Source organism: Azospirillum sp. VT-I1 (assembly GCF_055698305.1).
On sequence record NZ_CP168804.1, the window covers coordinates 595,852 to 621,085 of the forward strand.

Sequence of the window (25,234 nt, forward strand, 5' to 3'; positions counted from 1 at the left end):
CCGCTCGCGGCACTTCTGTTTACGGCGCCGGCAGGGGTGGCCTCGGCCCAGGATGCCGGCGGGCAGGCGATCCTGATCGGCTATCTCGGCCTGCAGGAGGACCCGCGCACGCCGGCCAGCTTCCTGGAACCGGTGGCGACCGACGAGGGACTGCAGGGCGCCCGGCTGGCGCTGGCCGACAACAACTCCACCGGCATGTTCATGAACCAGAGCTTCCGGCTGGTGGAGCAGGTGCTGCCCCAGGACGGCGACCTCGCCGCCGGGTTGAAGGCGCTGGCGGACGAGGGCGTGCGCTTCGTCGTCGCCGATCTGCCCGGCGATGCGCTGATCCAGGTCGCCGAAAGGCCGGAGGCGCGGTCGATGCTGCTGTTCAATGCCCGAGCACCCGACGACGCGCTGCGCAACGAGCAGTGCCGGGCCAACATCCTGCACACCGCCCCCAGCCGGCGCATGCTGGCCGACGCGCTGGCGCAATATCTCGCCTGGAAAAAATGGACGGGCTGGAGCCTGCTGGTCGGCCGCGATCCCGGCGACGCGCTCTATGCCGACGCGGTGCGCCGCGCCGCCAAGCGTTTCGGCGGCCGGATCGTCGCCGAGAAGGGCTGGACCTTCGACACCGGCAACCGCCGCACCGACACCGGCGTCACCACCATCCAGTCCGACATCCCGCTCGCAACCCAGGGACCGGATTACGACGTGCTGGTCGTCGCCGACGAGGCGGGGAATTTCGGCGATTACCTCGATGGCCGCACCTGGCATCCCCGCCCGGTGGCCGGCACCCAGGGGCTGACCGCCACCGGCTGGTCGCGGGTGAACGAGCAGTGGGGCGGCACCCAGTTGCAAAGCCGGTTCGAGAAGCTGGCCGACCGCTGGATGCTGCCGCGCGACTATGCCGCCTGGCTGGCGGTGCGCAGCGTGGGAGAGGCGGCGACCCGCACCGGCGCCACCGGCTTCGACGACCTCGCCGCCTATCTGCGCAGCCCCGACTTCGAACTGGCCGGCTTCAAGGGCGAAGCCCTGTCCTTCCGCAAATGGGACGGCCAGATGCGCCAGCCCATCCTGATCGCCGGGCCGCGCATGCTGGTCTCGGTGTCGCCCCAGGAGGGTTTCCTGCACCCCGTGACGCCTCTCGACACGCTCGGCGACGACGCGCCGGAAAGCAAATGCCGCTTCAACCGATGAAAAGGCGGACCATCCCATGCGCTCCTTACTGTGCACCATGCTGTTCCTCGCCGTCCCGGCCATGATCGCCGAGCCGGTGCTGGCCGAAACCATCTTCGTGTCCAACGAGAAGGACAACCAGATCGCCGTCGTGGACGGTGACAGCCTGCAGATCACCAACAAGATCAAGGTCGGCCGCCGCCCACGCGGCATCACGCTGAGCGGCGACGGAACGCAGCTCTATGTCTGCGCCGGCGACGACAACCGTGTCGACGTGGTGGACATCGCCAGCGGCAAGGTGGTCCATTCCCTGCCCTCCGGTCCCGATCCGGAGCTGTTCGTCCTCTCTCCCGACGGCAACCGGCTGTATGTCGCCAACGAGGACGACAACATGGTGACCATCATCGACATCCCCAGCCGCAAGGCGATCGGCAACATCCAGGTCGGGGTGGAGCCGGAAGGGATGGGCATCAGCCCCGATGGCAAGATCCTGGTCAACACGTCCGAAACCACCAATATGGCGCATTTCATCGACACCGAGAAACGGGCCGTCGTCGGCAATGTGCTGGTCGACAGCCGGCCACGGGTCGCCCGCTTCAGCGATGACGGCAAGCATGTCTGGGTGTCCAGCGAGATCGGCGGCACCGTCAGCGTCATCGACGCAAACACCCGCAAGATGGTGAAGAAGATCCGATTCGAGGTCACCGGCGTCCGGCGCGAGGCCATCCAGGCGGTCGGCATCCAGATGACCCGCGACGGCAAGCGCGCCTTCGTAGCGCTCGGCCCCGCCAACCGGATCGCCGAGATCGACACCGAGAGCTTCGAGGTGAAGCGCTATTTCCTGGTCGGACAGCGGGTCTGGAACCTCGCCTTCTCGCCCGACGAGAAGCGGCTCTACACCACCAACGGCATCAGCAACGACCTGTCGGTGATCGATTTGGAGCGCAACAAGGTCATCAAGAGCATTCCCGTCGGCGGTGCGCCCTGGGAGTCGTGGTCAAGCCGTGACGGGTGACGGCATCGCGGAACCCGTGACCGCAGCGCCCGGTTGAGGGGAAAGGCCGGGTGCGGCGGCGGCTGTCGGCGACGGCCCGGCTCCTAGGGAGGTGTAATCATGACAATGAAGCTCTCCAACGATCCGCTCCGTGCCCTGGCCTGTGCTGCGGTCGTCGGTGCCGGAATCCTCGGCATGGCGGCCATGGCCCCGCCGGCTTCCGCCCAATCCACCACCGGCACTAGCAGCCAGAACGCCCCGGCGGCCACCGAGGGGCAATTGCCGTCGGATTCCCTGCCCGGTCAGCGCCAGGGCGCCATCGGCGGCGCTCCGGTGCCTCAGGGCAGTTCCGGCACGTCAAGCGGTTCTACCAGCGGCACTGCCACCGGCTCGACCACCGGGGGCGGCAGCGCGGCGCCGACAGGTCAGTTGCCCGACACGTCGCTGCAGCAGCAGCGGCAGGGCACCATCGGCGGTGACCCGGTGACGCAGGGCGGCTCGGGCGGGGCGACCGGTTCGACGAACAAGCAAGGACAGCAGTGACGCCATCCCGCAGTTCGATCGCAGCCGCCGCAAAGATGGGGTAAAAACCGCCGAACGGTCATGCCATCACAGTCGATGCTGGTATGATGCGAAGACGGCGGCTGCGATTTCAAGGTACTCCGGACCCCTTTTGTGAGTTTGTTGTACTAACAAACAAACTGGCATAATGCCCACCGTGACCGACGCCGTGCCCTCCGGCAATCCAGACGCCGCGTTACCGGTGACCATACTGGATCGGGCTGGCCGGCGTGACCGCATGACTGCGGCGGTCCTCCAATGATTTTCAAAAACATGGGAGAAAACGGCGATGGGCATGTGGCAGGGGTCATCCCCGAAAATCAATCGCGTGCTGGTGGGCGAGTCGCTGGTCGGCGACGGGAACGAGGTCGCCCACATCGACCTGATCATGGGGCCGCGGGGCAGTGCCGCGGAAACCGCCTTCTGCAACGCGCTGACCAACAACAAGGACGGCTTCACCAGCCTGCTGGCGGTCATCGCCCCCAACCTGCAGTGCAAGCCCTCGACCATCCTGTTCAACAAGGTCACGATCAAGGGTGCCGAACAGGCGGTCCAGATGTTCGGCCCGGCCCAGCACGGCGTCGCCAAGGCGGTCGCCGACTGCGTGGCCGAGGGCACCATCCCGCAGGACGAGATCGACAACATCTTCATCTGCGTCGGCGTGTTCATCCATTGGGAGGCCAAGGACAACGCCAAGATTCAGGACTACAATTACCGCGCCACCAAGGAAGCCATCGAGCGCGCGGTATCCGGCTATCCGACCGCCAAGGATCTGCTGAACCAGAAGGACATCGCGAAGCATCCGTTCGCCGCCTGAGTTCTCACCAGGACTCCTTCGGCGTGAAAGCCCCCTCCCCCGTGGGAGGGGGCTTTTGCGATGGGGACTCGTGGCGGCCGCCTTGCTTGGGCTGAGCAGCGACAAAGGACCGAATACCTTCTGCCGTCGAACCATTCCGCTTCCTTCCATGCGCGGAAGATTTCGACCGGGCGCCGATGGCGGACTTGCGGGAATTTCTCCTCAAATAAAAAGCCAATGCGATGTTGCGCCAGATCAGCGCCTAACAGGTTGATTTATTCCAATTCCAATGAAGTTCCGCCGCGCGGTTCATTTCGCATCGCACAAAGAACTAGCCTAAATTCTCACTTCGCTATCCGTTCGGGTGATGGTCGTCCTGGGACATCACCGGTACCATTTCCTAATGGGCCTCATGGCAATCATGCCGATCTGCCCATTCCAGCGGAGGAAACGGACATGAAGACCTGGCGCAAGCCGACGACCGCCGAAATCCGGGTCGGCACGGAGATCAACGCCTACGCCTGCGCCGGCCTGTAACCGGCGCAGCACCTTCCCACCCAAAACAAGCGTTTGCTTCGGCCACTCAGGCCGGCTGCGGCTCGAAATGGGCGAAGAATTGCCCGGTGCCGTCCGGCGCGCTGGCGTCGTAATGCAGCGCGCAGAGCCGCAGCCGACCGGCATCGCCCAGTTCCGGCCCGGCCAGCATGCTGTGGAAGCTCTCGCCGCCGAGCAGCCGATGGGCGGTGGTCAGGTACAGGCGGGAAAGCCTGCGGTCGCGCATCATGGTGTCGAGCATGCGCGGCCCCGTCAGCAGATAGACGCTGCGCAATCCCCGCCGCCCCAACTCTTCGACCAGCGGCCCGCCCTCCACCGACGCTCCCGAACCGGCGACCAGCACCTCATGGCCGGCGGCGCGCCAGTGCGCGACACGTTCGGCCGGCGCCGCAGCACCCGTGGCGATGAGCACGCGCTGACTATGGCGGGCCGGCGAGTCCGGCATCGGGAAGTCCAGGCTGGCGCTGGCGACGACCAGGGCCGGCTGCGGGGGCAAGCCGTTGTCTATCCGCCATCGGGCGAGGTCGCGCGCCGCCTCCTGCGTCCCCACCTGCAGAACATCGTCCAGCCGTCCGGCCGCCAGATCGCGCAGGTAGCCCCCATGGGTAACGAAGCAGTCCGCCTGCGCCTGGAGTTCCTGGAACAGGCGGAAATCGTTGCCGCTGACCAGCCCGGCGGGCAGGCGGCTCTCCCCGGTGGCGGGATCGCGCAGGGCGATGCGCCCGTCCAGGCTGGCGACGAAGCTGGCATAGACGAAGGGCGCTCCGGCACTCCCGCGCTCATGCAGACGATGGGCGAGATAGGCGCCGCCGATTGCGACTTCTTCGGGCGGACCGGGGAACAGCCGGAGCATGCGGGCGGTCATTGCGGCCCCCGCGATGCGGCGGCCTCGACGCGGCCGAGGAAATCCGCCGCCAGCGCGTCGGCGATGTCGGCGTCGCTGACCGACTGCAGCCCCTGCCATGCCGGCATCGAGTTCACCTCCAGAACCAGCCACTGCCCATCGTCACCGGGGGCGGAAATCAGGTCGACCCCGGAATAGCCGGCACCGACCGCCGCGGCGGCGCGCACCGCCAGATCGGCCACCGCACCCTCCGGCGCCAGGGCTTCGCAGCGCCCACCCTGACGGACGTTGGTGATCCAGCTGCGGCCGTGGCGGATCATCGCCGCCACCGCGCGCCCTCCCACAACGAAGACCCGGCAGTCGCGCCACTCGCCCTCTCGGCGCGGCGGCACGAAGGGCTGCAGGTAATAGACGCCGGCTACCGCTTCCGGCTCCGGCACGTCGTCCGGACGTGGCAGGCGGCGCAGGCCGCGGCCCTGGGCGCCGAACAGCGGCTTCAGCACGCAGTCGGGCCATGCCCCCGCCACCGCGCGTGCCGTCGCGGCATCCTGCACGGCGACGGAAGGCGGCGTCGGCAACCCGGCCTGGGCCAGCAGGAAGCTGGTCATGCTCTTGTCCACGCACGCCTCGATGGCGCGGGCGGAGTTGTAGACCGGCACCCCCAGCCGGTCGAGCGCATGCAGCACCCCCAGCCGCAGCGTCACCTGTTCGAAGCTGCCCTGCCCGACCACCCGCACGAAGGCCCCCGCCGGCAGCACATCGCCGAATCCCGGCAGCAGCAGACCCGTCGCCGTCCGCCCGACGGCGAAGCCGCAGGCGCTCAGCGGCACGCGGCGGCATTCGACGCCGCGGCGCATCATCGCCTGCTCCAGCCTTGCAGCGTGCCAGTCGGCGCCATCGGTGAACAGGGCGACCGCACCGCTCATGCAGCCTCCGCCAGGGCATGAGTCCGGAGGAGTTCCCGCGCGCGGCGCGCGGCGAGGCGGCGGGCCTCCACCACATCGGCCGCATCGGCCAGAACGGTGCAGAGCGGCGATCCCGCCGGCATGTGGACCGGCTTGCGGGGGCGGTCGGCGGTCCAGTCCGGCCAGCGCACCTGACCGCCCAGCCGGACCGGTGTCCTCGCATAGACGACCAGGGCGGCGCGGCAGCCGGGCAGCGCCGGCAGAGCCTGCGGCAACTCCCCGGCGCAGGCGGCCATGTGCAAGCCCAGCAGGCCGGGCATCGGCGGACGATCGAACAGGTCGAGCGTCGCCCCCGGGCGGGGGTTGATTTCCAGCAGCCGCCAGCCCTCCCGTCCGGCCAGGAAATCGGCGCTGTTGAGCCCGACCAGCCCGACCTGCGCGGTGATCCGCGAGGCGGCGTCGATCATAGCCGCGGCAACCCCCTCGTGCGCCAGCGGCACAGGCAGCGGACCGACCGCACCGCCATAGCGATAGGGCCGGCGGGGTGCCGGATCCACCCATTGCCGGCTGAACCCCAGCGGCACCACACGTCGGCCATCTGCCAGGAACAGCAGGGATACCGGCCGTCCCGCTACATGGCGTTGCAAGTAACATCGGGCTGGCACGCGCCGACCGGCCTGCCGGATGTGGCCGCCGCCGCTGGCACCGGCGCGCTTCATCAGCCATCGACCGCCATCGTCCGGCGGCGAGGTGACGATCTCCGGATGCGGAATGCCGAGGCGGGCGAGCAGAGCGGCGAAGGCGAACGGGTCCTTCAGCCTCGCCACCGTCGCCGCGGCGTTGCCGGCGACCGGCCGGTCGCGCTCCAGCGCCGCCAGCAGCTCCGGCCTGTCCTCGAACCCGGCGCCATAGACCAGCGGCACCCCGCGCAGATCGGGCGCCGCCAGGGCGTGCCGCAGCGCCGGTCCGGGAAGCCGCAGCCGCCGGGACGCCAGGGCAAGGCAGCGGTCCGCCATCGCCGCGGTGTCGGCATCGGCAAACAGATCGAGGGTCATGGCGGCCAGCCCGCTGCGGCGCGCACTGGCCGCCAGGGCGCGCGCCGACAGGGCCACCAGCAGGACGTCACTCTTCGGGAGTATGGTCGGGGTCAAGCTCGCGTCCCGGCGCGAAAGCGCCTTGAACATTCATCCGCAATCCCAACAATTATGCGGCGAAGCCATCTTTGCAATCACCCTTCCGAACAACGGCGCGTGCCGCGCATCCCGCCCCATCCGGGTGAGGACGGGGCTGCGGCCTGGGGGAAGACAGGATGTTCGAGGCCGTGGTTCTTCCGGAATCTCCGTCCGCTCCCGCAACCCACGGATCCGCGGCCCCGGCCGTGGCCGCCCTTGCCGTGGAGGACCTCAGCCACAGCTTCGGCCGGCGCGTGGCGCTGGACCATGTGTCCTTCACCGTGCCGCCGGCCGGCTTCACCATGCTGCTGGGGCTGAACGGTGCGGGAAAGACCACGCTGTTCTCGCTCATCACCCGGCTCTATTCCAGCCGCAGCGGCGACATCCGCATCTTCGGCTTCGACCTGCGGCGCCAGCCGACCCGCGCGCTGGCGCGCATCGGCGTGGTGTTCCAGCAGCCGACGCTCGACCTCGATCTCACCGTCCGGCAGAACCTGCGCTACCATGGCGGCCTGCACGGCATGCCGCCGTCCGACTGCGAAGCCCGCGCACGGGAGGAGCTGGCGCGCATCGGGCTTGCCGACCGTGCCGACGACAAGGTCCGCGCCCTGTCCGGCGGGCAGCGCCGCCGGGTGGAGATCGCCCGCGCCCTGCTGCACCGCCCGAGCCTGCTGCTTCTCGACGAGCCGACGGTCGGGCTCGACGTGGACTCCCGCCGCCACATCCTCGCCCATGTCCGCGCGCTCTGCCGCGACCAGGGGCTGGCGGTGCTGTGGGCCACCCACCTGATGGACGAGGCGGCGGACGAGGACTCCGTCGTCCTGCTGCACCAGGGCCGCCTGCGCGCCTCCGGCAGCGTCCGCGCGGTCTGCACCGACACCGGCACCAGCGCCCTGACCGCCGCCTTCGCCGCCCTGACCGCCGGGGAGCGCGGGCCATGAACACCGCCACCTACTGGTACTGCCTGCGCAGCATCATCGTGCGCGAGGGGCTGCGCTTCCTGCACCAGCGCGAGCGCTTCTTCGCGGCACTGGTCCGGCCGCTGGTGTGGCTGGCGATCTTCGCCGTCGGCTTCCGCGCCGTGCTGGGTGTGTCGATCATCCCGCCCTACGAGACCTACATCCTCTATGACGAGTATGTCGTGCCCGGCCTGGTCGCAATGATCCAGCTGTTCAACGGCATGCAGAACTCCCTGTCGATGGTCTATGACCGCGAGATGGGCAGCATGCGGACGCTGCTGGTCAGCCCGCTGCCGCGCTGGTACCTGCTGGTCGCCAAGCTGCTGGCCGGGGTCGCGGTGTCGATCGTGCAGGTCTATGTCTTCCTCGGCATCGCATGGCTGTGGGGGGTGGAGCCGCCGCCGCTGGGCTATCTCACCGTCCTTCCGGCGCTGGTGCTGAGCGGTCTGATGCTGGGGGCGCTGGGCCTGCTCCTGTCGTCCTTCGTCAAGCAGCTGGAGAATTTCGCCGGGGTGATGAACTTCGTCATCTTCCCGATGTTCTTCGCCTCCTCCGCCCTCTACCCGCTCTGGCGCATCCGGGAGGGCAGCCCGACCCTGTACCTGATCGCCGCCTACAACCCCTTCACCCAGGCCGTGGAGCTGATCCGCTTCAGTTTGTATCTCCGAGTCGACGTCACCGCCCTGCTGTGGGTCGCCGGCTGCCTTGCGCTGTTCCTCGGCGCCGCGGTGCTGGCCTATGACCCCGGCCGCGGATTCTGGGCCAGACGGGGCGGACCCGCGGAACAGGCCTGATCGCGCGAGCGCAAGCTTGGCGATTTGATCTATTCGGATTACCACCTTTTAGTCGATCTACCCACTATTTCGCTTCGTTCAAAAACTTTCGAACGGCAGCGGAAAATAATCTTCACAGCCTATCTTTATTTGAGCAGACTGACTGTCAGCATCACCAACATAATGCGGGGCAGTTTAGAACCCCGCCAAGAGCCGTGCTCCGGCACCCGCTTCCGGCACGCCTGCCGATGCCGGACGCAATGGGATTCGGGAATTCTTGGGATTCGGGATTTCGGGTGCCGATGCACCCCCGACGCCGCCTGATCGACATCACGCGCCACCGACGGAGGGAGACCGCCCTCTTCAGAAGACCGCTTCACCGACACCGCCGCCTGTCGCCGCACAGTCCCCGGGACCACCCCTTAAAAAAACGGGAGGAAACAGATGAACCCCTTTGTGCGCTGTCTGCTCGTCACCGCCGCGATCCAGGCGGCCACCGCCACGGTCGCCTATGCCAACGAAGACACGCTGAAGAACCAGAAGGATCCGGCAAACTGGGCGATGCAGCTCGGCAACTATGCCGGCCAGCGCTACAGCACGCTCGACCAGATCACCCGCGACAACGTGAAGAACCTGCGCCCCGTCTGGCAGTTCTCGACCGGCGTCCTGCGCGGGCACGAGGGCGGCCCCGTGGTGATCGGCGACACGATGTACATATCGACGCCCTTCCCCAACATCGTCTATGCGCTGGACCTGAACGACAACGGCCGCGTCAAGTGGAAGTATGAACCCAAGCAGGACTCGGCCGTCATCCCGGTGATGTGCTGCGACACCGTCACCCGCGGCGTCGCGGTGGCCGGCAACAAGGTCTTCCTGGGTCAGGCCGACAACACGCTGGTGGCGCTGGACGCGCAGACCGGCAAGATGCTGTGGTCGGCCAAGAACGGCGACGCCAGCAAGGGCGAGACGCTGACCGCCTCCCCGCTGGTGGTCAAGGACAAGGTCTATGTCGGCATCAGCGGCGGCGAGTTCGGCGTGCGCGGCCATCTGACCGCCTACGACATCAACAGCGGCAAGATGGTCTGGCGGGCCTTTTCGACCGGGTCCGACAAGGACGTGATGATCGACCCGCAGAAGACGCTGATGATGGGCAAGCCGATCGGCGAGCCCGACCTCGGCATCAAGACCTGGCCGGCGGACCAGTGGAAGATCGGCGGCGGCACCACCTGGGGCTGGTACACCTACGACCCCGACCTGAACCTGATCTATTACGGCACCGGCAACCCCGGCACCTGGAACCCGGCGCAGCGCGCCGTCAACAACGACCGGGCCAAGAGCGACAACAAATGGTCGATGACCATCTTCGCCCGCGATGCCGACACCGGGCAGGCGAAATGGGTGTTCCAGAAGACGCCGTTCGACGAGTGGGACTATGACGGCGTGAACGAGAACATCCTGGCCGACATCAACATCGGCGGCCAGCAGCGCAAGGTCCTGGTCAACATGGACCGCAACGGCTTCGGCTACACGCTCGACCGCAACACCGGCGAGCTGCTTGTCGCGAAGAAGTTCGACCCGACCGTCAACTGGGCGACCGAGATCGACATGGCGACCGGCCGGCCCAAGGTCGTCGACAAGTACAGCACCTTCGCCCAGGGCGAGGACCACAACTCCACCGGCATCTGCCCGGCGGCGCTGGGATCGAAGGACCAGCAGCCGGCCTCCTACTCCCCGGACAGCGGCCTGCTCTATGTGCCGACCAACCACATCTGCATGGATTACGAGCCGTTCAAGGTGGAGTATTCGGCCGGACAGCCCTATGTCGGCGCGACGCTCAGCATGTATCCGGCGCCGAATTCACACGGCGGCATGGGCAACTTCATCGCCTGGGATCCGGCGGCCGGCAAGATCGTCTGGTCGAAGCCGGAACGCTTCGCGGTGTGGAGCGGCGCCCTGACGACCAAGGGCGGCGTCGGCTTCTACGGGACGCTGGAAGGCTATCTGAAGGCCTTCGACCTGCGTGACGGCAAGGATCTTTACAACTTCAAGACGTCGTCCGGCATCATCGGCAACGTCAACACCTACACGCACAAGGGCAAGCAGTACATCGCCGTGCTGTCGGGCGTCGGCGGCTGGGCCGGCATCGGGCTGGCCGCCGGGCTGACCGGCGAACAGGAAGGCCTGGGTGCGGTGGGCGCACACAAGTCGCTGGGCGAATACACCCAGCTGGGCGGGACGCTGACAGTCTTCGCCCTTCCGGACAACCAGTAACCCGGCAAGGCTTGTCGCCGTCCAGAGTTCGGGGCGGCGACGAGCCCCTTTTCACGCTGATGGCAAGACACGAACAAAGGCAGTGGGGAGAGACAGTGACATGCCCAAATACCTGATCGGGCTGTGCGCCGCTCTTGGGTTCACCGTGACGGTGGCCCTCGGCAGCGCGTTCGGCCAGCAGGATGCCGCACAGAAGCCCGCGCAAGTCCAGCCGACACAAAGCCAGACGGCGCAAACCCCATCGGGAGGGGGCGCACCGCAGGAAGCGAAGGTCGCCGAACCGGAAGAGCTGGTGAACGACGAAGGGGTGCCGCTCTATGCGGTGCGGGACGGCAAGGTCGACCAGGGAACTTACAACGGCTACCGGCGCTACGCCTCGTCCTGCCATGTCTGCCATGGGCCGGACGGGCTGGGATCGACCTTCGCGCCGGCCCTGACCGATTCGCTGAAGCGGATGGATTATTGGCAGTTCACCGATGTGGTGACCAACGGCCGGACCAACATGGGCGCCACCGGCGACCGGGTGATGCCGACCTTCGGCACCGACCCCAACGTGATGACGAATCTCGCCGACATCTACCGGTATCTGAAGGCCCGCTCCGACGAGAAGATCGGCCGCGGCCGGCCCGAGCGCTTCAAGTCGGCATCGTGAGTACGGCATGATCTGCCGGCCCGTCCTTTCCCTGGCGGTGGCCGTCGCGCTCTGTGCGGCGGCCACCGCCGGCCGGTCCGCCCATGCGGCGGAAGGCATCCCGACGGAGGTGCTGCGCGTCTGCGCGGACGCCAGCCTGCTTCCCTTCTCCAACGACCGGCAGGAAGGCTTCGAGAACCGCATCGCCAAGCTGATCGCCGACGAGCTGAAGGTTCCGCTGACCTTCACCTGGTGGCCACAGACCATCGGCTTCGTCCGCAACACGCTGCGCACCCGGCAATGCGACCTGGTGATGGGGACGGCGGTCGGCGAAGAGCTGATGCAGAACACCAACCCCTATTACCGGTCCACCTATGCGCTGGTCTACCGCAAGGATTCCGGGATCACCGCGAAGACGCTTGCCGATCCGTCGCTGCAGGGGGCCCGCATCGGCGTGGTCGCCCGCACGCCGCCGTCGGCGGTGATGCTCCGCCACGGGCTGACCAACCTGGAGCCCTACCAGCTCGACACCGACACGCGCGCCCACCATCCGGCCCAGCAGGCGGTGAAGGATGTCGCCGCGGCCCGCACCGACGCCGCCATCGTCTGGGGTCCCATCGCCGGCTATTTCGCCGCCCGGCAGTCCGTGCCGCTGGAGGTCGTGCCGCTGAGGGACGAACCGGGCGCCTCGCCCTTCCAATACATGATCTCCATGGGCATCCGCCCGGACGAGCCGGACTGGCGCCACTGGCTGAACGATTTCATCGTCCGCCGCCAGGACGACATCGACCGCATTCTGGCCGAATACCATGTCCCGCTCGCCAACGCCGACGGGTCGATCCGGGCGGCGGCGAATGGGGCAACTGTGCCGGAACCGGACGGCTACCGCATGGGCGACTACCGCTCTCCCACCCCGCCCACCCTGCGCGGTGCGGAGACGGTCGGGCCGGAGGAGGTCGGACGGCTGGCCAAGGCCGGGGCGGTCCTGATCGACGTGCTGCCAACCCCGCCGAAGCCGGACGGGCTGGCGCCCGGCAGCCGCTGGGTCCCGCCGCCCCATCGCAGCCTTCCCGGCGCCCACTGGCTGCCGAATGTCGGCTATGGCGCGCCGTCCGCCGATCAGGAGGCCTATTTCCGCAACAGCCTGGAGGCGCTGACCGCCGGCGACCGCAAGCGTCCGCTGGTGGTGTTCTGCCAGCCGGACTGCTGGATGAGCTGGAATGCCGCCAAACGGGCGGTGGCGCTCGGCTATCAGACGGTCAAATGGTACCCGGCCGGCACCGACGGCTGGGCGGCCGCCGGCCGCGAGCTTGTCGTCGTCGAGCCCGAACCCGGGATGGCCAACTGAGTGACGCCTTCAGGACAGAAGCGCCGACAGCATGCGCGCGATCTGGCCCAGCCGCTGTTCGATGCGGGCCGGCTGCTTGCACACCGCGGTCTGCGCCCGGCGGCGGTCGTCGAGGATGCGGCGGTCCCAGGCGATGGCGGCCTTGATCTCCTGCGCGCGGGCTGCATCCCCCGACGCGGCGTCGAGGTCGCGCAGGGCGGCGGCGATGCGCTCGCGCAGGGCGCGCTGATGCTGGGCATAGCGTTCGATGGAAGCGATGGCGGCGGTGCGCTGGCGGTCGAGCGTCTGGAAGGACCCGGCGAAGAGCAGCGCGAGCCTGCGGTCATGCTCCTGCTCCTCCCCCTTCCGCACCGGGCCGGCCAGCGCTTCGGCTTCCCGCTCCAGGGTGGCGGGATCGACGCTGTCGTCGGCTGCGCGCCGCACCAGGGCGGCGACGGCGGAATCCCGCTGCCACTCCTCCTCCAGCCCGTCGATCGGCGGGCCGTCCCAGACCGATGCCGGCGACAGGGCCGGAACAAGGACCTGCGGGCAGGGCCAGTCGGGATTCTTCGGATCCTGGGCCGCGGCAATCGCGGGCGACCCGGCGACCAGAACCGCGGCCAACGCCGCGGCGGCGATGGGAGATGATCGATGCATGTCAGGAATGATGGCAACACCAACGATCCGGTGCAATCGGAACCGCTGCACAAAAGGGGAAGCCCGATGGATCATGCGGGGAGGCGGATCGGAGCCGCTATGATCGCAGTGCTGGCCCTCGGCCTTGCCGCCGCCGTCCCGGGCTCGGCGTCGGCGCGGACCCTGGTGCTCGACCTGGAGCTGGAGGACAGCAGCGGCGAACCTCCGGCGGCCGACCATGCGGAGCGTCTGAAGCGGGTCAGTGCGGAGCTGCGCCGCGCGCTGGACGACCGGGGCTATGACGTGATCGACGGCGACGCCACGGCGCGGCTGGTTCCGCCGGGAACGCAAATCCGCACCTGCAACGGCTGCGAGGCCGACATCGCGCGGGCCGCCGGCGCCGATCTGGTCGTGTTCGGCGTCGTCCGCAAGGTCAGCAGCCTGATCCTGTGGATCGCCGTGGTGGTGGAGGATGTCGGCACCGGCCGCGTGGTGACGACGGCGCGCGGCGACATCCGCGGCGACAATGCCACCGCCTGGTCGCGCGGCGTCGCCTGGCTGGCCGAACACCGGCTGGCGGACCATGCACCGGCCAGACGGTGAACCGGACAGCGCTGAAAAGAACAGGCGGCGGGGAGGACCCAGACGATGCCGGACGATTCTCAAAGCGGTTACAGCAGCATCATGAACGTCCTGCGGCCACCGCCCGCCAGCGCCGTGATGCGCCGGTACGACCTTGTGCTGCACGATTATGTCGGCGACTTCCACATCGGCGTCTGGGACCATGAGAAGACGCGGACCCAGCGCGTGCGCGTCAGCCTGACCGTCACGGTGGAGGTGCCGAACCGCCCCTTCGTCGACGACCTCGACGCCGTCGTCTCCTACGAATACCTGATCCGGGGTGTCGAAGCCTTCCAGCGCAGCCCCCACATCCAACTGCTGGAAGTTCTGGCGGAAAAGCTGCTGGCGCTGTGCCTGTCGCCGCCGCAGGCGGTTTTCGCCCGCGTCCAGGTGGAAAAGCTGGAGATCGTCCCGCAGGCGGCCGGCGTCGGCGTGGTGCTGACGGGTGCAAGGGATCAACCGTGAGGAACGGGAGGCGGCATGCCACGGCACATCCTTTTCCTGACCGGCTCCCTGGCGGAGGACCGGCTGCGTCAGGTGCTGGACTCGCTCGCCCCCCTGCCCTTCGCCGCGACCATCGTCAATCTCGGCGTCAAGGTCGCGGCACTCGCCACCACCGAGATCGTCCTGCGGCGGCTGGACTCCGCGCGCGGCGCCGACCTGATCCTGCTGCCGGGCCGCTTCCGGGGAGACCTCGGCGCCCTCGCCGCCCATTTCGGCACGGCGGTGGAGCGCGGCCCCGACGAGTTGGAGGATCTGCCGCAATTCTTCCAGCGTCAGGCCCGCCCGCTCGACCTCAGCCGGCATGGCACCCGCATCTTCGCCGAGATCGTGGACGCGCCGTCGCGCGACACCGCCGCCATCCTCGCCAAGGCGGCGGAGCTTCGCGCCGACGGCGCCGACGTCATCGACCTCGGCTGCCTGCCCGACACGCCCTTTCCGCATCTGGAGGAGGCCATCGGCGCGCTGCATGAAGCCGGCTTCGCCGTCAGCGTCGATTCCCTGAACCCGGAGGAACTGCGCCGCGCCACCCGGGCCGGCGCCGACTATCTGCTCAGCCTCACGGAGGAAACGGTCCACCTCGCCGAGGAAGGCGACGCGGTGCCGGTGCTGATCCCGACCACGCCGACGGACCTGGACAGCCTGGGCCGCGCCGTCGAGGCCATGGCCCGCCGCGGGCGGCGCTTCCTGGTCGATCCGATCCTGGAGCCGATCCACCACGGCTTCACCGACTCGCTGCTGCGCTACCGCACGGTGCGGGAGCGCTGGCCCGACGCCGAGATCCTGATGGGCATCGGCAATGTGACCGAACTGACCGACGCCGACACCTCCGGCATCACAGCGGTGCTGATGGGGGTGGTGTCCGAACTGCGCATCGGCAACGTGCTGGCGGTGCAGGTCAGCCCGCATTGCCGCCGCGCCATCCGCGAGTTCGACGCGGCGCGGCGCCAGTTCTTCGCCGCCCGCGCCGCGCACAGCATGCCGCGCGGCTTCGGCACCGGCCTGCTCTGCCTGCGCGACCGCCGGCCCTTCGTCCGCGACGCCGCCCTGATCGCCGAGACCGCGGCGCAGATCCGCGACCCCAATTACCGGGTGGAGGTCAGCGCGGAGGGCATCCACCTCTACAACCGCGACGGCCACCACCGCGCCACCGACCCGTTCGACCTGTTCCCGACGCTTGATCTCGGAACAGACACCGGCCACGCCTTTTATCTGGGGGTGGAACTGGCGCGGGCGCAGATCGCGTGGCAGCTCGGCAAACGCTACGCCCAGGACAGCGAATTGCGCTGGGGGGTGGCGACCGACGAGCCACGGGACGACCCGACCGGCTTTCACGCCATCGGCCCGACCAAGCGAGGCGGCTGAGCCATGCCCCTGATCCGCGAGACCATCATCACCACCACCGGCGCCGACGGGCGGCCCCATGTGGCGCCGATGGGGGTGACGGTGGAGCCGGACGGCGACGGGGAACGCTTCATCCTTGCTCCGTTCCGGCCGTCGCGGACGCTGGACAACCTGTTCGCCCGCCGGTGCGCCGTCGTCAACCACACCGACGACGTCCGGGTTTTCGCCGGCTGCATCAGCGGACGCCGGCGCGACTGGCCGACCGTCCCGGCCGAGCGGATCGACGCCCCTCGCCTTGCCGACTGCCTGTCGCATGAGGAGATCGTCGTGGCGGAGGTGGAGGACGACCCGGTCCGCCCGCGCTTCCACTGCCGCATCGTCCATGCCGCGACCCACGCCCCTTTTCGCGGCCACAACCGGGCGCAGGCGGCGGTGATCGAGGCGGCGATTCTGGTCAGCCGGCTGCACATGCTGCCCGCCGACAAGATCGACCGGGAAGTCGATTACCTGTCCATCGCCATCGGCAAGACCGCCGGCCCGCCCGAACTGGAGGCCTGGGGCTGGCTGATGGACCGCATCGCCGCTCACCGCGCGGAGAACCGCTCATGACCGGATGGCTGGCCAGCGTCGCGACAGCGGCGGAAATTCCCCTGATCCTGCCGGCAGGCCCCGACATCCTGGACCTGAAGAATCCCGCGGCCGGGGCGCTGGGAGCATGGGCGGTGGAGGACATCGCCGCCACGGTGCGCGATCTGGCGGCCCGGCCTGACCGTCCGCGGCTGAGCGCCACCATCGGCGACCATCCGATGCGGCCGGACGCGGTGGAGCCCGCGGCACGGCGGATCGCCGCGACCGGGGTGGATTTCGTCAAGATCGGCTTCGCGCCCGATGGAGCGCCCGACCGCTGCATCGACGCGCTGGCACCGCTGGCGGCGGAGGGGGTGCAACTGGTCGCCGTGCTCTTCGCCGACCGCTGGCCGCCGGACCCCGGCTGCCTGCCCATCGACCGGCTGGCATCCGCCGGTTTCCGCGGAGCGATGCTGGACACCGCCGGCAAGCGCCACGGGCTGCGCCACCACTGGCACGATGCGCAGCTGTCCAGCTTCGTCTGCTGCGCACGGGCGCACGGGCTGCTGACCGGGCTGGCCGGGTCGCTGCGCGTTGCAGACATCCCGGCCCTCTCGGCCCTGTCGCCCGATTACCTCGGCTTCCGCGGCGCGCTCTGCGGCGGGGAGCGCACCGCGGGCATCGACCCGCAGGCGGTGGCGCGGGTCGCCGCCGCCATGGCCGGATCGTCCGGGGCTACTCCGCCGCCTCGGCCATCTGCGCCTTCTCGATCCTGATCGCGCAGTATTTGAACTCCGGGATCTTGCCGAAGGGATCGAGCTGCGGGTTGGTCAGCACGTTCGCCGCCGCTTCCGCGTAGGCGAAGGGGATGAAGACCAGCCCGACCGGCATGCGGTCGTCGATGCGCGCCTTCAGCCGGATGGTGCCGCGGCGGCTCGACACCAGCATGTAGTCGCCGGTCCTCATGCCCGCGCGGGTGAGGTCGTGCGGGGAGACATAGGCCACCGCCTCCGGCTCCACCGCGTCCAGCACGCTGGACCGCCGGGTCATCGACCCGGTGTGCCAATGCTCCAGCTGGCGGCCGGTGGTGAGCACCAGCGGGTATTCGAGATCGGGCGTCTCCGCCGGGTTGATCGGACGCGCCGGCACGAAGCGCCCGCGGCCGGACCTGGTGGGGAAGCCGTTGCCGAAGACGATGTCGTGACCGGGCTGGTCGGGGCCGTCCACCGGATAGGTGACGGAGCCCTCGCGCTCCACCCGCTCCCAGGTGATGTTGGCGAGCGACGGCATGGCGCCGACCATCTCCGCGAACACCTGCGACACGTGGGTGTAGTTCCAGTTCAGCCCCAGCCCGCGCGCCATGTCCTGGATGATCCACAGATCCTGCCGCGCCTCGCCCGGCAGCGGCACCGCCGCGCGGCCCATCTGGACCTGCCGGTTGGTGTTGATGACCGTGCCGTCCTTCTCCGGCCAGGCCGAGGCCGGCAGCACCACGTCGGCGTATTTTGCCGTCTCGGTCAGGAAGATGTCCTGCACCACCAGATGGTCGAGCATGGCCAGCGCCTCGCGGGCGTGGGTCACGTCGGGGTCGGACATCGCCGGGTTCTCGCCCTCGATGTAGAGGCCCTTGATCCGGTTGTCATGGATGGCGTCCATGATCTCGACCACCGTCAGGCCGCGCTTGCCGTCCAGCTTGGTGCCCCAGTAATTCTCGTAGAAGGACTGGACTTCCGGATCCTCGACCGACTTGTAGTCGGGGTAGAACATCGGGATCAGGCCGGCGTCGGACGCGCCCTGGACGTTGTTCTGGCCGCGCAGCGGATGCAGGCCGGTGCCGGGGCGGCCGATCTGGCCGGTGACCAGCGACAGCGCGATCAGGCAGCGGCTGTTGTCGGTGCCGTGGATGTGCTGCGACACGCCCATGCCCCAGAAGATGATCGACGCCTTGGACCGGGCGAACAGCCGCGCCACCTCGCGCAGCTTGGCGGCCGGGATGCCGCAGACCTTCTCCATCTCCTCCGGCGGATAGTCCTTCACCGTCTCGGCCAGCGCCTCGAAATCCTCGGTGTTGGCCTGGACATATTGCCGGTCGTACAGCCCCTCCGCGATGATGGTGTGGAGGATGGCGTTCAGCATCGACACGTCGCGGCCGGGCGTGAACTGCAGCATGTGCGTGGCATGGCGCGCCATGGCGAGCCCGCGCGGATCCATGACGATCAGCTTGGCGCCGCGCTCCGCCGCGTTCTTGAAGAAGGTCGCGGCGACGGGATGGTTCTCGGTCGGGTTGGCGCCGATGATGACGATGACCTCGGCATCCTCAGCCGCCATGAAGGGCGCCGACACCGCCCCCGACCCGACGCCCTCGATCAGCGCCGCCACCGAGGACGCGTGGCAGAGCCGCGTGCAGTGGTCGACATTGTTGGTGCCGAAGCCGGTGCGCACCAGCTTCTGGAACAGGTAGGCCTCCTCGTTCGACCCCTTGGCCGACCCGAAGCCGGCCAGCGCGTTGCCGCCGCGCTCGTCCCGGATCTTGCGCAGGCCGCCGGCGGCGACGGCCAGAGCCTCGTCCCAGCTCGCTTCGCGGAAATGGGTGAAGGGGTTCATCGGGTCGATGTCGACGTCGTGCTTCGACACGCCCTCCTTGCGGATCAGCGGGACGGTCAGGCGGTCGCCGTGATGGGCGTAATCGAAGCCGAAGCGGCCCTTCACGCACAGGCGGTTCTGGTTCGACGGACCGTCGCGGCCATCGACGGCGACGATCTTGTTGTCCTTGATCTTGTAGGTCAGCTGGCAGCCGACACCGCAATAGGGGCAGACGGAGTCCACCTCGCGGTCGGGCGCGTTGGTGTAGACGCCCTTCTCGTCCACCAGGGTCGCCGGCATCAGGGCGCCGGTCGGGCAGGCCTGCACGCACTCGCCGCAGGCGACGCAGGTGGACTGGCCCATCGGGTCGTCGAAGTCGAAGACGATCTTTTCCAGATGCCCGCGCGCCGCCATGCCGATGACGTCGTTGACCTGGACCTCGCGGCAGGCGCGGACGCACAGGTTGCAATGGATGCAGGCGTCGAGCTGGACCGCCATCGCCGGGTGCGACATGTCGTCGGTCTTGTTCGGCCGGTCCACCGTGGGAAAGCGGCTGCCGGCGATCTCGACCTTGTCGGCCCAGTTCCAGAAGCTGGAGTTGGGGTCGTGCGCGGTCTCCCGCTCCGGCTGGTCGGCCAGCAGCAGTTCGAAGACCAGCTTGCGCGACGCCTTGGCCCGCTCCGACGCGGTGCGCACGGTCATGCCGGGCTTGGGCTTGCGGATGCAGGAGGCGGCGAGCACGCGCTCCCCCTCGATCTCCACCATGCAGGCGCGGCAGTTGCCGTCGGGGCGGTAGCCCGGCTCCGGCCGGTGGCAGAGATGCGGGATCTCGGTGCCCAGACGCGTGGCGACCTGCCAGATCGTTTCGCCGTGGCGTGCCTCGACCTCGGTGCCGTCCAGGGTGAAAGTGATGCCGTTGGACATGTCGGTCTCCTTACCCCTGCGATCCGGTTGCGCCCTGGGCCGTGCCCTGGCGCGACACGAAGTCGTCGCGGAAATGCTTCATCACCAGCTTGATCGGATTCATCGCCGCCTGACCCAGGCCGCAGATCGACGCGTCGCCCATGACGGTGGCGAGCGCTTTCAGCAGTTCCTCGTCCCACTCCGGCTCGCTGATCAGGCGCACGGCCTTCTCGGTGCCGACCCGGCAGGGGGTGCACTGGCCGCAGCTCTCATCCTCGAAGAATTTCAGCAGGTTCAGCGCAACGTCGCGCATGTTGTCCTTGTCGGACAGCACGACGACGGCGGCCGAGCCGATGAAGGAGCCATGCGGTTCCAGCGTGCCGAAATCGAGCGGGATGTTCGCCATCGACGCCGGCAGGATGCCGCCGGACGGGCCGCCGGGCAGATAGCCCTTCAGCGTGTGGCCTTCGGCCATGCCGCCGCAATACTGGTCGACCAGCTCCTGCAGGGTGATGCCGGCCGGGGCCAGCTTGACCCCCGGCTCCTTCACCCGGCCGGAGACGGAGAAGGTGCGCAGACCCTTGCGTCCGTTCGCCCCGTGGCTGGCAAACCATGCCCCGCCCTTCTCAAGGATCTCGCGAACCCAGAACACCGTCTCGATGTTGTTGATCAGGGTCGGGCGGCCGAACAGGCCGACCACCGACGGGAAGGGCGGCTTGTGCCGGGGCAGCCCGCGCTTGCCCTCGATGCTCTCCAGCATCGCCGATTCCTCGCCGCAGATGTAGGCGCCGGCGCCGCGCCGCAGATGGATGCGGGTGTGGCGGGCAAGGCCGGCGGCCTCGACCTTCGGGATCTCGCGCAGCAGGATTTCCCGGCATTGCGGGTATTCGTCGCGCAGGTAGATGTAGACGTCGGTCGCCTCCACCGTCCAGGCGCCGATCAGCATCCCTTCCAGGAAGCGGTGCGGGTCGCGTTCCAGATGGAAGCGGTCCTTGAAGGTGCCGGGCTCGCCCTCGTCGCCGTTGATCGCCATCATGCGCGGTCCCGGCTCCGCCCGGACATAGCGCCATTTCAGGCCGGTGGGGAAGCCGGCGCCGCCCAGGCCGCGGATGCTGGAATCCTCCAGCATCTTCAGCACGGCATCGACGTCGCGCGCACCGTCCAGGCATTCGGCCAGCATCTTGTAGCCGCCGTTGCGGATATACTCGTCGAAGCCTAGGTAGTTGGGAATTTCGGGGTGGGTATGGCCGTGGGCCACGGCGTCGAGCACGCTCTCGACGGTCGCGTTCTCGTGCGGGGCATGGCCGATCGCCACCACGGGGGCGTTGTTGCAGCCGCCCATGCAGGGGGCGCGCACGACGCGGACCTCGCGCTCGTCGACGCCGGCCTTCAGCGCCTCGTGCAGCTGTTCGGCCCCGGCCAGCGCGCAGCTCAGCGAATCGCAGACACGGATGGTCAGCTTCGGCGGCGCCGGCTCGCCATCCATCACGATGTCGAAATGGGCGTAGAAGGACGCCACCTCGAACACCTCGACCAGCGCCAGCTTCATCTCCTTCGCCAGTGCCGCGAGGTGACGGGCATGCAGGCAGCCGTAATGGTCCTGAAGGAGGTGGAGATGCTCGATCAGCAGATCGGCCTGACGGGAGCGGTCGCCGAGAAGCTCCCGCACCTCATCGAGGCTGAGGGGATCGACCTGACGGCCCTTCTGCTGGTCGCGCGTCTTGCGGCGGCCGGAGCCGGGGTGGATACTGCGGGCAGGAACGCCGCCCGGCGGCTTTGCGCTGATGATCGGAGGAAATGCGGTCACGGCGTTTCTGGCCTCTGCTGGATGGTCCGCGCTTCTGGTTGTCGCGATCCGAGTTCCTGGTGTCTCGTATACCAGATGCCACGGTAACGCATCCTTTGCTGAAAGTCAGCATACTAAATCATCGTCGCTTTCCGCTGGATGGGAATGTCGGGTGGGGTGACGGGATGATGGTGTATCAGGCGGCGCGGGCGGCCATGCGGTCCAGCGGAAGCGGGACGATCCGTGCCGCCTGCCCGGCCGACCCGAAGGCCTCGAACCGCTCGCGGCAGAGGGCGCGGGCGGCCCCGGTCGCCTCGGCCAGGAACTTGCGCGGGTCGAACTCCTCCGGCCGCGTCATCATCGCGCGGCGCAGGCTGCCGCTCATGGCGAGGCGGATGTCGGTGTCGATGTTGACCTTGCGCACGCCGTTGCGGATGCCTTCGCGAATCTCCTCCACCGGGACGCCGTAGGTCTCGCGGATGCGGCCGCCATGGGCGCGGATGACCTCCAGCCACTCCTGCGGCACGCTGGAGGAGCCGTGCATCACCAGATGGGTGTCGGGGATGCGGTCGTGAATGGCGCGGATGCGGCCGATGGCCAGCACCTCGCCATCCGGGCGGCGGCTGAACTTATAGGCGCCGTGGCTGGTGCCGATGGCGATGGCGAGCGCATCCACCCCCGTCCGCGCCACGAAATCAGCCGCCTGATCCGGGTCGGTCAGCAGCTGGTCGCGCGACAGCGTGCCGGCGGCGCCGGACCCGTCCTCCTCCCCCGCCCGCCCGGTCTCCAGCGAGCCGAGGCAGCCCAGCTCGCCCTCCACCGAGACACCGACGGCGTGCGCCTGCTCCACCACCTGCCGCGTGACGCGGATGTTGTAGTCGTAGCCGGCCGGCGTCTTCATGTCGTCCAGCAGCGAGCCGTCCATCATCACGCTGGTGAAGCCGGAGCGGATCGCCTGCTGGCAGACGGCCGGGCTGGCGCCATGGTCCTGGTGCAGGCAGACGGGGATGTGCGGCCACATCTCCACCGCCGCCTGCACCATGTGGCGCAGGAACGGCTCGCCGGCATATTTGCGCGCGCCGGCGGAAGCCTGGAGGATCACCGGGCTGGCGCAGTCGTCGGCCGCCTGCATGATCGCCTGGATCTGTTCCAGATTGTTGATGTTGAAGGCCGGCACGCCATAGCCATGGTCGGCCGCATGGTCGAGGAGCTGTCGGAGGGAGATCAGGGCCATCGCGGGAGGTCTCCGGTTCAAGACTGGGAAGAGCAGAGGCGTTGGGCACGGTCCGCCACCGCCTCCGCCGTGATGCCGAAATGGCGGTAGAGATCGGCGGCGGGGGCGGATTCGCCGTAGCGGTCGAGGCCGACCACATCGCCGTCCAGCCCGACATGGGCGCGCCACAGCCCGGTCGCCCCGGCCTCCACCGCCAGCCGGGGAACCCCATCCGGCAGCACGCCGCGTCGCCATGCCGGGTCTTGCCGGTCGAAGACCTCGCAGCAGGGCATCGAGACGACGCGGGCGGCAACGCCCCGCCCGGCGAGCAGCCGCCGCACCTCCATGGCGATGGCAACCTCCGACCCGGTGGCGATCAGCACCACGTCCGGGCGCTCGTCATCGGCCAGCACATAGCCGCCGCGGGCGGCATCGCGGGAACGCTCCACACCACTCTGTGCCGGCAGGGTCTGGCGCGACAGCAGCAGCGCAGTCGGCCCGTCCGCCCGCTCCACCGCGGCGCGCCACGCGACGACGGTTTCCAGGGCATCGCAGGGGCGCCAGACGTCGAGGTTCGGCATCAGCCGCAGGCTGGCGGCATGCTCGACCGGCTGGTGAGTGGGACCGTCCTCGCCCAGGCCGATGCCGTCATGGGTGAAGACATGGACAACGCGCAACCCCATCAGCGCCGACAGGCGCAGGCCGTTGCGGGCATAGTCGGAGAAAGCCAGGAAGGTGCCGCCGAAGGGCAGGAAGCCGCCATGCAGCGCCACGCCGTTCATCACCGCGGCCATGGCGAATTCCCGCACACCGTAATGCAGGTGGCGCCCGCCACTCCCCCGCCAGTCGGTGAGATTGGAGCCGGTCAGGTCGGCCGATCCGCCCAGCAGGTCCGGCAGCAGGCCCGCCAGCGCCTGGATGGCCTGCTGGGACGCCTTGCGCGTCGCCATCGGTTCCGCCTTCTCGGCAACGGCGGCGATCCAGGCGTCGGCCGCCTCGGCGAAGCCCTCCGGCAGCTCGCCGCGCATCCGCCGCAGGAACTCGGCTGCGGCCTGCGGGTGGGCGTCGGCATAGGCATCGAACGTTGCCTGCCAGTCGGCCTGTGCCGCCGCACCGCGCCGCCGGGCGTCCCAACCGGCACGCACCTCGTCCGGCAGCTCGAAGGGCGGGGAGCTCCAGCCGAGCGCGGCCCTGGTCGCGGCGGCCTCGGCCGATCCCAGCGGCGCGCCATGCACCTCGGCCGAGCCGGCCCGGTTGGGGGAACCATGGCCGATCACCGTCTTGCAGCAGATCAGAGTCGGCTTGCCGCAGGGTGTCAGCGCCTCGTCGATGGCTGTGTCCAGCGCGTAGGCATCATGACCGTCCACCGCGCGGATCACCCGCCAGCCATAGGCTTCGAACCGCTGCGCCGTATCATCGGTGAACCAGCCGGTGACGGGTCCGTCGATGGAGATGCCGTTGTCGTCGTAGAAGACCACCAGCTTTTCCAGCCCCAGCGTGCCGGCCAGCGAGCAGGCCTCGTGGCTGATCCCCTCCATCAGGCAGCCGTCGCCGACGAAGCAGAAGGTCCGGTGATCGACGATCCGGTGGCCCGGCCGGTTGAACTCCGCCCCCAGCAGCCGTTCGGCCAGCGCCATGCCGACCGCGTTGGCAAGCCCCTGCCCCAGCGGCCCGGTGGTCGTCTCCACCCCCGGCGTGACGCCATATTCCGGATGCCCCGGCGTGCGCGAGCCGAGCTGGCGGAACCGCCGCAGTTCCTCCATCGGCAGGTCGTAGCCGGTCAGGTGCAGCAGCGCATAGAGCAGCATGGAGCCGTGCCCGTTCGACAGCACGAAGCGGTCGCGGTCGGGCCAGCGCGGGTCCGCCGGATTGTGGCGCAGATGGCGCCGCCACAGCGCCTCGGCGATGTCGGCCATCCCCATCGGCATGCCGGGATGGCCGGAGTTCGCGGCCTCCACCGCGTCGATGGCGAGCACGCGCAAGGCGTTGGCAAGCAGGCGGCGCCCTGGCGCGCGGCTGGAGAGATCGGCCGGCGGCAAGGCAAGCCGGTCCTGTTCGCGGACCTCGACGGCCGCGGTCATCGACGCGTTCATGGTTGGTGTCCTCCCGGTTTTGAATTCTCAGGCGGCAA

23 protein-coding genes are annotated in these 25,234 nt (G+C 68.8%); 15 read left to right on the top strand and 8 right to left on the bottom strand.

Features of this window, described 5'->3' with window-relative positions; translation table 11 throughout:
• The first annotated feature begins 36 nt into the window (after window positions 1–36).
• The 5 genes from AB8P05_RS25035 to pqqA all read left to right on the top strand — a co-directional run bounded on the left by AB8P05_RS25035 (window position 37) and on the right by pqqA (window position 4,049).
• Window positions 37–1,182: an ABC transporter substrate-binding protein gene (locus AB8P05_RS25035; RefSeq protein WP_472760860.1), complete on the top strand. Its 1,146-nt coding sequence runs from the start codon at window positions 37–39 to the stop codon at window positions 1,180–1,182.
• 16 nt (window positions 1,183–1,198) lie between these two features.
• Complete coding sequence (locus AB8P05_RS25040) at window positions 1,199–2,176, top strand: PQQ-dependent catabolism-associated beta-propeller protein (protein ID WP_472760861.1); 978 nt, start codon at window positions 1,199–1,201, stop codon at window positions 2,174–2,176.
• Window positions 2,177–2,275: 99 nt separating this feature from the next.
• Entirely contained in the window at window positions 2,276–2,698 is a 423-nt protein-coding gene (locus AB8P05_RS25045; protein ID WP_472760862.1) for a hypothetical protein, read from the top strand.
• Between the two features lie 307 nt (window positions 2,699–3,005).
• Window positions 3,006–3,533 carry a formaldehyde-activating enzyme gene (gene fae / locus AB8P05_RS25050; RefSeq protein WP_472760863.1) on the top strand — a complete coding sequence of 176 codons (528 nt, stop codon included), beginning with the start codon at window positions 3,006–3,008 and terminating at the stop codon, window positions 3,531–3,533.
• 435 nt (window positions 3,534–3,968) lie between these two features.
• Window positions 3,969–4,049 (top strand): pyrroloquinoline quinone precursor peptide PqqA, encoded by an 81-nt coding sequence (gene pqqA, locus AB8P05_RS25055; RefSeq protein WP_014188379.1) that lies wholly within the window; start codon window positions 3,969–3,971, stop codon window positions 4,047–4,049.
• A gap of 46 nt (window positions 4,050–4,095) precedes the next feature.
• Here the strand turns inward: pqqA and AB8P05_RS25060 are convergent, their stop codons facing one another.
• The 3 genes from AB8P05_RS25060 to AB8P05_RS25070 are packed head-to-tail and all read right to left on the bottom strand — an operon-like array spanning window position 4,096 to window position 6,967.
• Window positions 4,096–4,932: a RibD family protein gene (locus AB8P05_RS25060; protein WP_472760864.1), complete on the bottom strand. Its 837-nt coding sequence runs from the start codon at window positions 4,930–4,932 to the stop codon at window positions 4,096–4,098.
• A complete protein-coding gene (locus tag AB8P05_RS25065) occupies window positions 4,929–5,837 on the bottom strand; it encodes a RimK family alpha-L-glutamate ligase (RefSeq protein ID WP_472760865.1) in 909 nt (302 codons plus the stop codon). Before AB8P05_RS25065 ends, AB8P05_RS25060 begins: the two co-directional genes overlap by 4 nt.
• Window positions 5,834–6,967, bottom strand: a complete 1,134-nt coding sequence (locus tag AB8P05_RS25070; protein ID WP_472760866.1) for an ATP-grasp domain-containing protein — start codon at window positions 6,965–6,967, stop codon at window positions 5,834–5,836. The genes AB8P05_RS25065 and AB8P05_RS25070 overlap by 4 nt, the downstream gene beginning before the upstream one ends.
• A 158-nt stretch (window positions 6,968–7,125) precedes the next feature.
• Between AB8P05_RS25070 and AB8P05_RS25075 the strand changes: the two genes are divergently transcribed.
• The 5 genes from AB8P05_RS25075 to AB8P05_RS25095 all read left to right on the top strand — a co-directional run bounded on the left by AB8P05_RS25075 (window position 7,126) and on the right by AB8P05_RS25095 (window position 12,970).
• The gene (locus tag AB8P05_RS25075) at window positions 7,126–7,929 is read left to right on the top strand and encodes an ABC transporter ATP-binding protein (protein ID WP_472760867.1); all 804 of its coding nucleotides are present in this window, start codon (window positions 7,126–7,128) and stop codon (window positions 7,927–7,929) included.
• Window positions 7,926–8,741 carry an ABC transporter permease gene (locus AB8P05_RS25080; RefSeq protein WP_472760868.1) on the top strand — a complete coding sequence of 272 codons (816 nt, stop codon included), beginning with the start codon at window positions 7,926–7,928 and terminating at the stop codon, window positions 8,739–8,741. Before AB8P05_RS25075 ends, AB8P05_RS25080 begins: the two co-directional genes overlap by 4 nt.
• Before the next feature lie 423 nt (window positions 8,742–9,164).
• Window positions 9,165–10,991: a methanol/ethanol family PQQ-dependent dehydrogenase gene (locus AB8P05_RS25085; RefSeq protein WP_472760869.1), complete on the top strand. Its 1,827-nt coding sequence runs from the start codon at window positions 9,165–9,167 to the stop codon at window positions 10,989–10,991.
• A 100-nt stretch (window positions 10,992–11,091) separates the two neighbouring features.
• A complete protein-coding gene (locus AB8P05_RS25090; RefSeq protein ID WP_472760870.1) occupies window positions 11,092–11,643 on the top strand; it encodes a c-type cytochrome in 552 nt (183 codons plus the stop codon).
• A gap of 7 nt (window positions 11,644–11,650) precedes the next feature.
• Entirely contained in the window at window positions 11,651–12,970 is a 1,320-nt protein-coding gene (locus tag AB8P05_RS25095; protein ID WP_472760871.1) for a quinoprotein dehydrogenase-associated putative ABC transporter substrate-binding protein, read from the top strand.
• Between the two features lie 9 nt (window positions 12,971–12,979).
• On the opposite strand, the gene AB8P05_RS25100 is transcribed toward AB8P05_RS25095, so the two are convergent.
• A complete protein-coding gene (locus AB8P05_RS25100; protein WP_472760872.1) occupies window positions 12,980–13,606 on the bottom strand; it encodes a hypothetical protein in 627 nt (208 codons plus the stop codon).
• 99 nt (window positions 13,607–13,705) lie between these two features.
• Here AB8P05_RS25100 and AB8P05_RS25105 point away from each other — a divergent pair, with 99 nt between their 5' ends.
• The 5 genes from AB8P05_RS25105 to AB8P05_RS25125 are packed head-to-tail and all read left to right on the top strand — an operon-like array spanning window position 13,706 to window position 17,394.
• Window positions 13,706–14,188, top strand: a complete 483-nt coding sequence (locus AB8P05_RS25105) for a DUF3280 domain-containing protein (RefSeq protein ID WP_472760873.1) — start codon at window positions 13,706–13,708, stop codon at window positions 14,186–14,188.
• 45 nt (window positions 14,189–14,233) lie between these two features.
• On the top strand, window positions 14,234–14,671 hold the full coding sequence (locus AB8P05_RS25110; protein WP_472760874.1) for a dihydroneopterin aldolase: 438 nt from the start codon (window positions 14,234–14,236) through the stop codon (window positions 14,669–14,671).
• A 15-nt stretch (window positions 14,672–14,686) separates the two neighbouring features.
• Entirely contained in the window at window positions 14,687–16,072 is a 1,386-nt protein-coding gene (locus AB8P05_RS25115) for a DUF6513 domain-containing protein (RefSeq protein ID WP_472760875.1), read from the top strand.
• Between the two features lie 3 nt (window positions 16,073–16,075).
• Entirely contained in the window at window positions 16,076–16,660 is a 585-nt protein-coding gene (locus AB8P05_RS25120) for a DUF447 domain-containing protein (protein WP_472760876.1), read from the top strand.
• Window positions 16,657–17,394: a (5-formylfuran-3-yl)methyl phosphate synthase gene (locus AB8P05_RS25125; protein WP_472760877.1), complete on the top strand. Its 738-nt coding sequence runs from the start codon at window positions 16,657–16,659 to the stop codon at window positions 17,392–17,394. Before AB8P05_RS25120 ends, AB8P05_RS25125 begins: the two co-directional genes overlap by 4 nt.
• Here AB8P05_RS25125 and fdhF read toward each other — a convergent pair.
• From fdhF to tkt, 4 genes are all read right to left on the bottom strand, one after another.
• Complete coding sequence (fdhF, locus tag AB8P05_RS25130) at window positions 17,354–20,125, bottom strand: formate dehydrogenase subunit alpha (protein WP_472760878.1); 2,772 nt, start codon at window positions 20,123–20,125, stop codon at window positions 17,354–17,356. The two genes, AB8P05_RS25125 and fdhF, sit on opposite strands and share 41 nt — an antisense overlap.
• 10 nt (window positions 20,126–20,135) lie before the next feature.
• Window positions 20,136–21,890, bottom strand: a complete 1,755-nt coding sequence (locus AB8P05_RS25135; protein WP_472761187.1) for an NAD(P)H-dependent oxidoreductase subunit E — start codon at window positions 21,888–21,890, stop codon at window positions 20,136–20,138.
• Between the two features lie 196 nt (window positions 21,891–22,086).
• A complete protein-coding gene (fba, locus tag AB8P05_RS25140) occupies window positions 22,087–23,124 on the bottom strand; it encodes a class II fructose-bisphosphate aldolase (RefSeq protein ID WP_472760879.1) in 1,038 nt (345 codons plus the stop codon).
• 17 nt (window positions 23,125–23,141) lie between these two features.
• A complete protein-coding gene (gene tkt / locus AB8P05_RS25145) occupies window positions 23,142–25,184 on the bottom strand; it encodes a transketolase (RefSeq protein ID WP_472761188.1) in 2,043 nt (680 codons plus the stop codon).
• Window positions 25,185–25,234 lie beyond the last annotated feature (50 nt).

Coding starts and splice junctions, on each gene's coding strand:
- AB8P05_RS25040 (WP_472760861.1), top strand. CDS start 1,199: ATGCGCTCCTTACTGTGCACCATGCTGTTCCTCGCCGTCCCGGCCATG.
- AB8P05_RS25045 (WP_472760862.1), top strand. CDS start 2,276: ATGACAATGAAGCTCTCCAACGATCCGCTCCGTGCCCTGGCCTGTGCT.
- fae (WP_472760863.1), top strand. CDS start 3,006: ATGGGCATGTGGCAGGGGTCATCCCCGAAAATCAATCGCGTGCTGGTG.
- pqqA (WP_014188379.1), top strand. CDS start 3,969: ATGAAGACCTGGCGCAAGCCGACGACCGCCGAAATCCGGGTCGGCACG.
- AB8P05_RS25060 (WP_472760864.1), bottom strand. CDS start 4,932: ATGACCGCCCGCATGCTCCGGCTGTTCCCCGGTCCGCCCGAAGAAGTC.
- AB8P05_RS25065 (WP_472760865.1), bottom strand. CDS start 5,837: ATGAGCGGTGCGGTCGCCCTGTTCACCGATGGCGCCGACTGGCACGCT.
- AB8P05_RS25075 (WP_472760867.1), top strand. CDS start 7,126: ATGTTCGAGGCCGTGGTTCTTCCGGAATCTCCGTCCGCTCCCGCAACC.
- AB8P05_RS25080 (WP_472760868.1), top strand. CDS start 7,926: ATGAACACCGCCACCTACTGGTACTGCCTGCGCAGCATCATCGTGCGC.
- AB8P05_RS25085 (WP_472760869.1), top strand. CDS start 9,165: ATGAACCCCTTTGTGCGCTGTCTGCTCGTCACCGCCGCGATCCAGGCG.
- AB8P05_RS25090 (WP_472760870.1), top strand. CDS start 11,092: ATGCCCAAATACCTGATCGGGCTGTGCGCCGCTCTTGGGTTCACCGTG.
- AB8P05_RS25095 (WP_472760871.1), top strand. CDS start 11,651: ATGATCTGCCGGCCCGTCCTTTCCCTGGCGGTGGCCGTCGCGCTCTGT.
- AB8P05_RS25100 (WP_472760872.1), bottom strand. CDS start 13,606: ATGCATCGATCATCTCCCATCGCCGCCGCGGCGTTGGCCGCGGTTCTG.
- AB8P05_RS25105 (WP_472760873.1), top strand. CDS start 13,706: ATGATCGCAGTGCTGGCCCTCGGCCTTGCCGCCGCCGTCCCGGGCTCG.
- AB8P05_RS25110 (WP_472760874.1), top strand. CDS start 14,234: ATGCCGGACGATTCTCAAAGCGGTTACAGCAGCATCATGAACGTCCTG.
- AB8P05_RS25115 (WP_472760875.1), top strand. CDS start 14,687: ATGCCACGGCACATCCTTTTCCTGACCGGCTCCCTGGCGGAGGACCGG.
- AB8P05_RS25120 (WP_472760876.1), top strand. CDS start 16,076: ATGCCCCTGATCCGCGAGACCATCATCACCACCACCGGCGCCGACGGG.
- AB8P05_RS25125 (WP_472760877.1), top strand. CDS start 16,657: ATGACCGGATGGCTGGCCAGCGTCGCGACAGCGGCGGAAATTCCCCTG.
- fdhF (WP_472760878.1), bottom strand. CDS start 20,125: ATGTCCAACGGCATCACTTTCACCCTGGACGGCACCGAGGTCGAGGCA.
- fba (WP_472760879.1), bottom strand. CDS start 23,124: ATGGCCCTGATCTCCCTCCGACAGCTCCTCGACCATGCGGCCGACCAT.
- tkt (WP_472761188.1), bottom strand. CDS start 25,184: ATGACCGCGGCCGTCGAGGTCCGCGAACAGGACCGGCTTGCCTTGCCG.